At 71.0% G+C, this 11167-nt stretch carries 9 protein-coding genes; 2 read left to right on the forward strand and 7 right to left on the reverse strand.

Annotated elements, in window-relative coordinates:
* Positions 1-45: 45 nt before the first annotated feature.
* Positions 46-870 carry an anti-sigma factor gene (locus tag BO221_RS22420; protein ID WP_073562526.1) on the forward strand — a complete coding sequence of 275 codons (825 nt, stop codon included), beginning with the start codon at positions 46-48 and terminating at the stop codon, positions 868-870.
* Positions 871-1052: 182 nt separating this feature from the next.
* Positions 1053-2765: a response regulator gene (locus BO221_RS22425; RefSeq protein WP_073562527.1), complete on the forward strand. Its 1713-nt coding sequence runs from the start codon at positions 1053-1055 to the stop codon at positions 2763-2765.
* 63 nt (positions 2766-2828) lie between these two features.
* Here BO221_RS22425 and BO221_RS22430 read toward each other — a convergent pair whose 3' ends face one another.
* From BO221_RS22430 to BO221_RS22460, 7 genes are all read right to left on the reverse strand, one after another.
* Positions 2829-4001 carry a hypothetical protein gene (locus BO221_RS22430; RefSeq protein ID WP_073562528.1) on the reverse strand — a complete coding sequence of 391 codons (1173 nt, stop codon included), beginning with the start codon at positions 3999-4001 and terminating at the stop codon, positions 2829-2831.
* Positions 3998-4768 (reverse strand): type III pantothenate kinase, encoded by a 771-nt coding sequence (locus tag BO221_RS22435; protein WP_073562529.1) that lies wholly within the window; start codon positions 4766-4768, stop codon positions 3998-4000. Before BO221_RS22435 ends, BO221_RS22430 begins: the two co-directional genes overlap by 4 nt.
* Positions 4769-4783: 15 nt before the next feature.
* The gene (locus BO221_RS22440; protein WP_073562530.1) at positions 4784-5788 is read right to left on the reverse strand and encodes a biotin--[acetyl-CoA-carboxylase] ligase; all 1005 of its coding nucleotides are present in this window, start codon (positions 5786-5788) and stop codon (positions 4784-4786) included.
* 107 nt (positions 5789-5895) lie between these two features.
* Complete coding sequence (locus BO221_RS22445) at positions 5896-7221, reverse strand: homoserine dehydrogenase (protein ID WP_073562531.1); 1326 nt, start codon at positions 7219-7221, stop codon at positions 5896-5898.
* Positions 7222-7243: 22 nt separating this feature from the next.
* On the reverse strand, positions 7244-7846 hold the full coding sequence (locus BO221_RS22450; protein WP_073562532.1) for a hypothetical protein: 603 nt from the start codon (positions 7844-7846) through the stop codon (positions 7244-7246).
* A gap of 5 nt (positions 7847-7851) precedes the next feature.
* A complete protein-coding gene (locus tag BO221_RS22455; protein ID WP_073562533.1) occupies positions 7852-8781 on the reverse strand; it encodes a HEAT repeat domain-containing protein in 930 nt (309 codons plus the stop codon).
* Between the two features lie 54 nt (positions 8782-8835).
* Positions 8836-11121 carry an HTH domain-containing protein gene (locus tag BO221_RS22460; RefSeq protein WP_073562534.1) on the reverse strand — a complete coding sequence of 762 codons (2286 nt, stop codon included), beginning with the start codon at positions 11119-11121 and terminating at the stop codon, positions 8836-8838.
* Positions 11122-11167 lie beyond the last annotated feature (46 nt).

An 11167-nucleotide genomic window follows, 5' to 3' on the forward strand; every position in this document is an offset into this window, starting at 1 on the left:
CGATATTTCCCACGGGACCCCAACCATCTCCCGCCCTGAGCGCTCATGACCTGCCAGGAACTCGATTCCATCCTGTACCCGTTCCTCGACGGCGAGTTTCAGCCCGAGGAGCGGCTGGAAGTTGAAGCGCACCTCACCGGCTGTGCCGAGTGCGCGCAGCGGGTGAACATGGAGCTCCGGATGCGGCAGTCGCTGCGCCGGGCCGCGCGTCACGCGGTGGAATCCACCCGCGCCCCGGACGCCCTGCGGGCGCGAATCCAGCTGGGCATCCGCCAGGAGCAGCGCCGCGACACGCAGATGTGGTGGTTGCGCGCGAGCGCCGCGGCCGTGGTGGTGCTGATGGCCGGCGGCGCGTGGATGGCGCTGCGGCCCGAGCAGCACCAGCGCTTCGTGGAGGACGCCGCACGGCGGCACGCCCGGCAGCTGCCAGTGGAGGTGGCGGGCGGACACGAGCACGTGGAGGCCTGGTTCGACGGCAAGTTGGACCACCGTGTCTCCGTGCCCCGGCTGCCCGACGTGCAGTTGTCCGGCGCGCGCATCTCCAACGTGACGGATCGCCCCGCCGCGTACATCAGCTACGAGCGCAACGCGGACAAGCAGGGAGCTCCGGCCCGGCGCATCGGCCTGTTCGTCTTCGACGACGCCAAGCGTGAGGTGGAGGCCCCTCCCCTGCCCTCCGTGCAGGTGGGCTCCAGCCACGGGTACAACGTGGCGGTGTGGCGGGATGAGGAGATCGTCTACGAGCTGGTGAGCGACCTGGACGAATCGGACATCCGCCGCATGGTGGCCGAGCAGGCTGCGGCGAAGAGCCGGCCGTCGCGCCCGGTGTCGCCGGACGTGGCCGCGCGGCCCGTGGTGCTACAGCCCTGAAGCAGGCGTGAGCGCGCGGGCCGCTCGCCTGCCCCACGAGCTGGACTGCCTGGAAATGCGGCTGGACCGAAGATTGACGGTCCCGGTAGGCACCGATAGCCTCCCGAGCGAGTTTTCCAGCGCCGCCGTTCCTCGTCTCCGACGAGGGACGCGCACGCCCCAACAGGTCCGGCAGCCCTTCCATGTCCAAGAACATCCTGATCGTCGAAAGTGACACCGCCCTCTCCGCGAACCTGCGGCAGGCCCTGGAGGCCCGTGGCTTCGCGGTGCAGGAGACCACCGACGGCAAGGGTAGCGTGGAGCAGATCCGCCGGGATCGGCCCGAGCTGGTGGTGCTCGCGGTGGATCTCTCGGCCGGACAGAACGGCTATCTGATCTGCGGCAAGCTGAAGAAGGACGATGATCTCAAGGCGATTCCGATCATCATCATCGGCAACCCGGACGGTTTCGCGCAGCACCGCAAGCTGAAGGCGCACGCGGACGACTACGTGGCCAAGCCGGTGAACGCCGACGAGCTGGTGGATCGCGCGGGTGCGCTGATCGGCTTCCCGGAGCTGCCCGCGGGCGAGGTCGTCGATGACGGCCTGAGCCTGGGCGGACTGGACGGGCTGGGCGACGAGCCGGTGCAGGGCGAGGAGCTGGCCATCGAGGGCGAGCCGCTGGAGAGCCACGGCGAGGAGCTGGCGCTGCTGGACAACCCCTTCGGGGACAGCGTGGACGAGCCGCCGGTGACGGGCAGCATCGAGGAGCCGGTGGAGGCCCCGCCGGAGCTGAGCTCGCCCGAGGACGACTTCTCCGGTCTGGATGGCCTGGACGGTGGCGAGGACGACAACGCGCTCGACTCGCTGGGAATGGACAGCGACAAGACGGTGGTGGGCTTCATGCCGCCGGAGCCTCCGCCAGCACCGGCCCCGAAGCCCGCCCCGGTTCCGGTGGCGCGCCCCACTCCGGCTCCGGTGGCCAGGCCGGCTCCGGCGCCCGTGGCGGCCACGCCCGCGCCCCGCCCCACGCCCACGACGCCGACGGTCACGCCTCGAGCGGCTTCGGCGACCCCCGCGGCTCCGGCCATGTCGGCGGCGGACGCGGCCGAGCTGCGCAACCTGCGCACCCGCGTGGCCGAGCTGGAAGGCGCGCTGGAGGATGCGCGGAGCCAGGCCAGCACCGCGGAGACGCGGGTGCAGGATCTCGAGGCCGAGCTGGAGACGAAGAGCACGGAGCTGGAGACGGCGAAGGCTTCCGTGGGCAAGAACGACTCGGCCACGCTGGCGCTGCGTGAGGCGTCCAACCGGAAGGATCGGGAGATCCTCCGCCTCAAGAGCGAGCTGAACCAGAAGGAGCAGGAGATCGTCGAGCAGCAGGATCGGCTGCTGGCGCTGGAGCAGCAGGCCAACGGGGCCACGGACGAGATCACTCGGCGGGACGCGGAGCTGAAGACGCTGAAGACGAAGGCGGATCAGCTGATGGCGGAGCGCCGGCGGGTGGAGCAGCAGCTGACGGCGGCGAAGGAGGAGGCGCGAGGGGCCACGGCGCGGGCGACGGCGCTGCAGACCGAGGTGGAGCAGTACCAGGCGCAGGCGGGCGAGGTGGAGGAGCTGAGGGCGCGGGCGGATCAGCTGGACGCGGAGCTGGCGGCGGCGAGGAGCGAGGGCGACAGCTGGCGCGAGGAGCTGGAGGCGGTGAAGGCGCAGGCGGGCCAGGAGGCGGACGAGCTGCGCAAGCGCATCACCGAGATGGAGGAGCAGGTGGCGCGCAACGAGGATCGCGTGGCGAGGCTGTACACGCGCATCAAGTCGGACGAGAAGCTGCGCGAGAAGACGAAGAAGGCGCTGGCCATCGCCACGCAGCTCCTGGAGGAGCAGCCGGCGGTCGAGGACGACGAGGAAGCCGTCGCCTGAGTCCCCTCCCCAGAGGGGCCCCGGGTTCGAACCCGCGCGGGCCCCCTGCCCCACCTACGAGCCCTACTTGCCGTCGTCCTTCTTGGGCTCGTTCTTCTTATCCACCATCTTCTTGGCCACGCCCTGGAGGCCCGACGGGACGTTCTTGTCCCGGCTGAGATCCTTGAGGTCGTTCTCGCGCAGGGTGCTGAGGAACTTCATGCCCACGGCGAGCGGAAGCTTGGGGTTCTTCAACAGCGCCATCTTGATCTTGTAGTTCTTCGTGAACTCACGGCTGTTGTAGATGATGCGCAGCACCTCCTCGTTGACCGCCTTGTTGGCAGCGCAGTTGAGGACCTCGCCGTCGGTGATGCGGGGGCTGCGGATGACGGCGGTGCAGACGAGCTTGTTGGTGTCGCGGATGAGGAAGCTGCGCGCCTCCTTGTTGCCCAGCGTCGCCAGCTTGATCTTCTGGGCGATGCTCATCTTCATGATGCGCTGGGTGAGGCTGAGCTTCTTGGCCTCGGGAATGGCGGCGGTGGGATCCTCCCCCTCCTTCGCCTCGGCCGCCGGACCCGCGGCGGCGGTCTTGGGCGTGGCGTCCTCGAGCTCCTTGAGGATCTCCTCGGCGGTGGGACCGGGCTCGGGGGGAGCGGCGGAGGGCCCGAAGACGCGGACACGGGCCGCCTGCATCTGGGGCACATCCACCACGGCCATGCCGCTGCGCACCGCGAAGTCGCACACGTTGTCGATCAGCGCCTGGGTCGCATTCGGGTTGGCGCACAGGCCACGGATGAGGTTCTCGGAGCGCAGCACGCGCAGCTGGTTCTGCCCGATGATCTCCGCGATCTTCGCGCTGCAGGTGCGCGCCACCTCGGCCACGGCGTCATCCGGCGTGGAGGGGTTGAGCACGAGCATCTCCGCCAGGGCGTCCTTGCCGGACAGCAGCGAGAGGAACCAGCCCAGCACGGGGGCCGCGACGCCCTCGTCGCGCAGGCCCGCGGAGAAGCGATCTGGAAGGGCCGCGGCCGACTTCGCGGCGGTCTCCCGCACAGCCGCGTCCGCATCGAACGTAAGCATGAAGAGGGCACCGAGCATGTCCGAGGGCGCCAACGGCACCATGGCCTTGGCGGCCATCATCCGCAGGGGCACGGGCGCGGCCGGATCCACGTGCTTGCGCATGTTGGGCGGGAGGAACTCGGCGGTGATGGGACAGCCCGCCGGGGCCGCGGGGATCTGCTGGGGAGGGGTGCTCATGAGGCGTGATTCCTTCCGTAGATGATGCGGAGACCCTCGAGCGTGAGGAACTCGTCGACTTCGTGAATGTGTGAGGACGCACTGGCCACCAGGGGCGCCAGGCCTCCCGTGGCCACCACCCGCGTGTCGAAGCCGAGCTCCGACTGGATGCGGGCGCAGATGCCATCCACCATGCCCACGTAGCCGTAGAAGAGGCCGGACTGGATGGAGTGCACCGTGTTGCGGCCCACCACGTGCGGGGGCCGGGCGAGCTCGACGCGCGGCAGCTTCGAGGCGTTCTGGAAGAGCGCCTCCATGGAGATGTTGATGCCGGGGCAGATGGCCCCGCCGAGGTACTCGCCCCGGGGCGTCACCGCGTCGAGCGTGGTGGCCGTGCCGAAGTCCACGACGATGAGGCCCTGGTGGTGCTTGTCGTAGGCGGCCACCGCGTTGACGATCCGGTCCGCGCCCACCTCGCGCGGGTTGTCGTAGAGGATGGGCATGCCCGTCTTCACACCGGGCCCGACGAACATGGGGCGCGTCTTGAAGTAGCGCTCGCTCATCCGCTCCAGGTTGAACTGCAGCGGCGGCACCACGCTGGACACCGCCACCGCGCGCACCCTGTCCGGATCGATCCCGCTCGACTGGAAGAGCTGCCGCAGCAGGATGCCGTACTCATCCGACGTGCGGCGGGCACTCGTCTCCAGACGCCAATGGTCCAGGAGACGCTTGCCTTCGTACACCCCGAGCACCGTGTTGGTGTTGCCGACGTCGATGGCGAGAAGCATGGCTCGCCGCGCAGTCTAGCGGGGCCGCAGTTGCTCCACATCCCCGGCGAGCACCCTTTCCAGCGTGCCCCCGGCCGTCCGCACCAGCAGTGCACCCGACGTGTCGATGTCTTCAGCCACACCGCGCAATTCCGACCCGCCGGTACGCACCAGCACCTCCTGGCGCAGCGTGGCGGACAGCTCCTTCCAGCGCTGGCGCACCGGGTCGAAGCCCACCTCGAGGTGCAGATCCAACCACTCCTCCAGGCGGCCCCAGAAGGAAGCGGTGAAGAGCGCGCGGTTGACGCGCCGGCCCAGCGCCTGGGAGAGCGAGGTGGCGGTGGTGGCCACCTCGGGCGGGAAGTGCTCGGGGCCCGCGTTGAGGTTCACGCCAATGCCGAGCACCACGAAGTGCACCCGCTCGGGTTCCGCGGACAGCTCGGTGAGGATGCCCGCCACCTTGCGGCCCCCAATCTGGACGTCGTTGGGCCACTTGATGAGGGCCTCGGCGTCGGCCTCGCGCAGCGCCTCGGCGAGCGCCACCGCAGCCACCAGGGTGAGCTCGGGAGCGCGCTGCGGCGGCAGCTCCGGCCGGAGGATGGCGGAGAAGTACAGGTTCAACCCGTGGGGCGACGCCCAGGCGCGGCCCCGGCGGCCCTTGCCCGCCGTCTGCTGCTCGGTGATGACCACCTCGCCGTGCTCGGCCCCGTCCGCGGCCAGCCGGAAGGCGGCCTCGTTGGTGGACGGCAGCGAGTCATGGAAGTGGATGTTCTGGCCCAGATCATGGGTGGACAGCAGCGGCGTCAGCTCCAGCGGCGAGAGCCGATCCGGCACGTCCACCAGCCGGTAGCCCCGCGCGGGCACGGCGTCGATGCGGTAGCCCTTCTCGCGCAGCGACTGCACGTGCTTCCACACCGCGGTGCGGGACAGGCCCAGCTTGGCGGAGAGCGCCTCGCCCGAGAGGAACTCATCCCGCCCGTCCGCGAGGAAGCCGAGGATGATCTCCTGCTGCGTCTGCTCGGCGTTCTCGGTGACACCCATGCGGCGAACCTCCCTGGGAAAAGGGCCCCCAGGGTAGGGATCGGCGGCCCCGCTTTCAACAGGCCCCGCCGGTTGGTGGACCTTCGCTCGGATGCCCGCCTGCTCTCCTAACGGCTGGCGAGCAACACTCCCGGGCCTTCCTCGATCCGGATGACCTGGGTAGGTGCACGTGTGCTGCGCAGCGAGTCGATCCACTTCACCGCGGCCACCACCTCCGCCTCGCGGGTGTCGTGGGTGAAGACGACGATGGTGGCGTGGGTGTCCTCGGGGCGGGGCGGGCGCTGGAGCACCGAGTTGATGCTCACCCCCTTCTCACCCAGCACGCTGGCGATGCGCCCCAGCACGCCGGGCTCATCGCTGACGGAGAAACGCAGGTAGACGGGCCCGCGGCGCTCACCGGAGGACAGCAGGGGCACGTCGTGCACGTGGGGCGGGCACGGCAGCGGCAGCCGTCCGGAAACGCCGGCCAGGAGGTTGCGGCAGGTGTCGATGATGTCGGACACCACCGCGCTGCCCGTGGGCATGTCTCCGGCGCCCCGGCCCGAGTAGAGCGAGGCCCCCAGCGCCGCGGACTGGAGCAGCACCGCGTTGAAGGCGCTGCTCACGTCCGCCAGGGGACTGGCCGCGGGGATGAAGGCCGGGTGCACGCGCACGTCCAGACCCTCGGAGGCCCGGCGCGCCGTGGCGAGCAGCTTGAGCACGTACCCCGCCTCGCGCCCGTAGGCGATGTCCGTGGGGGTGAGGCTCGTAATCCCCTCCACGAGGATGGACTCGGGGGACACGCGCGCGGAGAAGGCCAGCGAGGCCAGCAGGCACAGCTTCTGCGCCGCGTCCATGCCGCTCACGTCCAGCGTGGGATCCGCCTCCGCGTAGCCGAGCTCCTGCGCGCGCCGGAGCGCGTCCGCGTAGCTGGCCCCCTCGTTGGCCATGGCCGAGAGGATGAAGTTGGTGGTGCCGTTGACGATGCCGGTGAGCGACTCCACCCGGTCCGAGGCGAGCGCCTCGCGCAGCGTGCGGATGATGGGAATGCCACCGCAGACAGCGCCCTCGAAGTGGACGTCCACCCCGCTCGCCAGCGCCTTCGAGTAGAGCGCCTCACCGTGCGCCGACAGCAGCGCCTTGTTCGCCGTCACCACGTGGCGGCCCGAGGCAATGGCCTGCTCGAGGTACTCGCGCGAGGGGCTCAGGCCACCCATCACCTCCACCACGACGGAGACCTCCTTGTCGTCGAGGATGGTCTTGATGTCATGGGTGATGAGCGACGCGGGCACGTCCTCCGGCCGCGCCTTGCCCGCGTTGCGCACCAGCACGTGGCGCACGCGCACCCGTGCGCCCAGACGGCGCTCGATGTCCTTCGCGTGGTTGGCGAGGATCCGGTACGTCCCCAGTCCCACGTTGCCCAGTCCCAGCAGGGCGATGCCGATCTCCTTCATGTGACTCCCTCCCTGCGTGTGTTCAGCGTCCCGAGTCCTGGAGCTTGAAGGATGCCAGCTCCAACCACGTCTGCGGCAGGCGCTCGCCGTTGCTCTTCTCGGCGGACACCTCGATGCGAACCAGTCCCACGCCCTCGGCGAAGGTGAGCGCGTTCACCAGGGTCGTCTGCGCATCCACGCGGTTGCGAGCCTCCACCCGCACACAATTCTGGAAGGAGCCCGCGGGCGCCTCGCAGGGCACCCCCGCCTGGAGGATCTGGTAGCGCTCGGTGGAGGACACGGACACCACGTTGGTCCACTGGTTGCCCTCGGTGAGCGGTCCGCGCAGCAGGTAGCGCTTGCGATCGCGCACCCCGAAGCCGTCCACGGAGAGCTGCCCGCCCTGGTTGTCGTGGAAGTACCCGTCCTCTTCCTTGAGCACCTGCACGTCCACCGTCCGGTCCGCGCGGCCATTGACCCGGTACGTCCAGCGGTTGCCCACGGCCAGCGGGTAGTACGCGGCCAGGGAATCAGCGGGACGGGTCTCCTGCTCGACCACCTGCTGCCGGCTCGAGGAGCATGCGCCAGCACCCACCACCAGCAGCGAGGCCCCGAGACCCCACCGTACGACAGACGAAAGCTTCATAGGTGTCAGTGTTCCGCGCGGTCCTTGCCGCGCGCCTCCGGTGCAGACAGCTTGCGTGATGCCAGGAGTGTATCCAGTGCCCGTTGGGCCGCGGCCTGTACATCCGGCTGGTCGTGCCCCTGGGCCACCGTGAAGAGGTACGCCTCGGCCTCGGGTCCGCCGATCTCCCCGATGGCGAAGACCACCTCCTGCACGAAGCGGACCTCCCGGTCCTTCACCAGCTCGATGAGCGCGGGCACGGCCTCCCGCGACTTCATCTCCGACAGCGCGCCGATGGCCTGGCGCACCGTCTGGGGATCTTCCTCCCCGAGCTGGCGGATGAGCAGCGGCGCCGCCGCGGGGTGGCGCCGTTCGGCGAGCACGCGCAGCGCGAACTCGCGGATGCGGTCATCCTGAGACTTCAAATCCTGAACCAGTGCCGCGTCCGGGCGCTCCACCGCCGTCAATTGGATCGCGGCCGCCTGCGTCACCTGGGTGAGCGCGCGGCGCAGGGCCTCGCGCAGGGCCTCGCGCCGGGTCTCGGCGTCCTTGCGCTCCACGCGCACCTCGCCCAGCCCCACCACCTGGTAGCGCTGATCGGTCTCCTCGCCCCGGCGCTCCATCGAGAGGGTGACCCCCACCTCGGCGAAGGAGTACGCGCTGCCGTCCTTGAGCGCCTCACGGGTGAAGGGCAGCTCGAGCGTCAGGGACCAGGCGTTCTGCGCGCGCGGGTCCTTCCCGTCCTGGCCACCCTCTTCGAGCAGCTCGAAGCGGCGGCTGTCACGCAGGGTGCGGGAAAAGAGCTCGTGGACGTCCGACGAGGCCCAGCCGATCAGGCCGTTGTCGACCAACGTGGCGCCCTGGATCGAGAGGCGTGCGACCGGAAAGCTCGGCTCCCGGGAACGGCAGGCGCCGAGCATCACCGCCATCAAGACAATGAGCAGGCCGGGCTTCATACCGGCCTACCCTAACGCAGTCCCGCGCTCCTCTCACGCGGGAGCGCGAGAACCTCAGGCGTTTCCACCTTCCGGCGAGCCGCTCCCCGAGGAAGCAGGCCCGCTGGAGGGCTCCGGCTCCGAGGGCGCAGGGGCTCCCTCGGCGGCGGACGCGGCCTTCTCGGCGGCCACCCGGGCGTACTCCTCCGCGGCGGTGCGCTGGGCCTCGGCCGTGGCGGCGCTCTCCACACTCGGGAAGGGCGACTGCCACTCGGCGGCCGTCCTCGTGGCCTCACCCGGAGTCGCGAGGCCCTCGGCCCCCTCGGCGGGCACGGCCCCGGCGGCCTCGGCGGGAGCGGCGGCGGCCTCGGCGGGAGCGGCGGCGGCCTCGGTGGACGCACCACCCTCGGCGGACGTCACCCCGGCAGCGGCACCCTCGGCGGGCGTGGCACCGGCGGCAGCGGCACCCTCGGCGGGCGTGGCACCGGCGGCAGTGGCACCCTCGGCGGGCGTGGCACCAGCGGTAGCGGCACCCTCGGCGGGCGTGGCACCAGCCTCACCCGGCGCGCCCTCGGGACCCCGGCCACCCCGGCCGCGACGGCCCCGGCGACGGCGCCGGCGGCGCTTGCGCTCACCCGCGGCGGCGCCCTCTCCCGGCGCGCCTCCCTCGGGCTGGCCACCCCCGGACACGAAGGCGCTGGCGGCCTCCAGATCCTCGTCGTCGCCCTCGTCGTCGCCCTCCTCGCCGTCCTGCTCCTCGGAGAGCCCGGCGGGCGCGGCGGCCTCGGTGGGCGCGACAGCGGCGGGACCCCCCGCCTCGGCGGCCTCGGCCTGCTCGGACTGGGCGGCGGCCTTACGCTCGCGGCGGCGCTCCTCGCGACGCTCCTCCCGCTCGCGGCGGCGCTCCTCGCGCTCACGCTGACGCTCCTCGCGGCGCGACGGCGCGGCCTCGGTGGTGCCACCCTCGCGAGGGGCCTCGGACTCCTCGGAGCCCTCCTCACCCTCGTCGGCGCGGGCCTGCTTCTCGCGCTGGCGCTCCTCGCGGCGCTTCTGGGCCTCGTCGGCCTCGAGCTTCGCCACCTCGAAGAAGCGCTCGTCCACGTCGTACAGCTCCACCGTGGTGACGGTCACCGCGGCCTTGGCCTCGAGGAACTTCTCGCCGAGCGCGTCCCCGCACCAGAGCATCACCAGCGAGCCGCTCGCCTGGGCCTCGGTGCGCGCATCGCCCCGCACGTCCCCGGCGCACGCCAGCAGACCCACCTGCGCCGAGTAGTGGCCCAGGTCCTTGCGCAGCTCCTGCACCGCCTTGCGATCCAGCGACGGCGTGCCCTTGAGCATGCGGATGGCGTAGCGCAGATCCACGCTGCCCTCGCGCTTGCGGGCGGTGAGCAGCGGGCCTTCCTTGGAGCGCTTGGCCACCTTCAGCTCGCGGAAGCCCAGCGCGTGCATCATCTTCACGACGGACTTCTCGAAGGCGCCCACCTCCAGCTCGCCCAGGCGCTTGCGCAGCACCCGCGCCACGGCCTTGCGCGCGTCCTTCACCGCGGCACGCGCCGTGGTCAGCAGGGCGGCGTCGGCCTGGGCCTCGGGCGTCGCGGCGGCGGCGGCACCTGCCTTCGGCAACACCGGACGGCCATCCTCGAGCGGAATGCCCAGCGCGGCGGCGAAGGCGGCCTGCAGCTCCAGGGGCGGAGCCTCGCTCGGCGCACCGGCGCGCTCCAGCGCCACCGCTCCCGTCTCCTTCGAGAAGGAGAACTGGGGCCGGCGGCCCGCGTCGATGCGGCGCTGGTTGTCCTCCAGCAGCGCGGTGAGCAGCGCCTCCACCGTGGCGTCCTCGGCGGCCAGCTCCTTGCCACGCGCCTGCTCCAGGATCTGCTCCGGGCGCAGGGCCTGGTCGGCCTCGCTGAGGATCTCGAACACCACCTCCGGAATGGGCGGGAAGCGGCGGCGGCGCCCTCCCCGTCCGGCCTCCTCCTCCTCGTCCCGGCGGCGCTTGCGCTCGCTGCCACGGCCGGCCACCCGCACGTTGTCCGTGCGCGGCTCCGGGTGACGCTCGACCGGCCGCAGGGGCGGCAGGCTCTCCTCGGGATGCGCTTCCATCACCCCCGTCAACGCCAGCGCCTCGATATCCTCCGGCAACGCCCAATCGGCGAGCGCGAAGGTGTCCTTGGCGGTGACGACCACCTTGCGATCGCGCGTCCGGCGGGCCATCGCCGCGAGCCGCGACAGCATCGTCAGCTCGGGCGTCTTGCCCACGTGGGACAGCAGGTTCTGGGCGATCGACTTCTCGGTGATCTCGAGGAAGGTGAGGGGACGTCCTTCGCTCTCCAGCACCCGGAGAGCGGCCTCATAAAAAGTCATCGGCTAATTCCCCAACAAAATCGAACGGTTACAAAAATGTAGGTCC

The sequence above is a fragment of the Archangium sp. Cb G35 genome, assembly GCF_001896145.1.
In the GTDB taxonomy this organism is placed as follows: Bacteria; Myxococcota; Myxococcia; order Myxococcales; family Myxococcaceae; genus Archangium; species Archangium violaceum.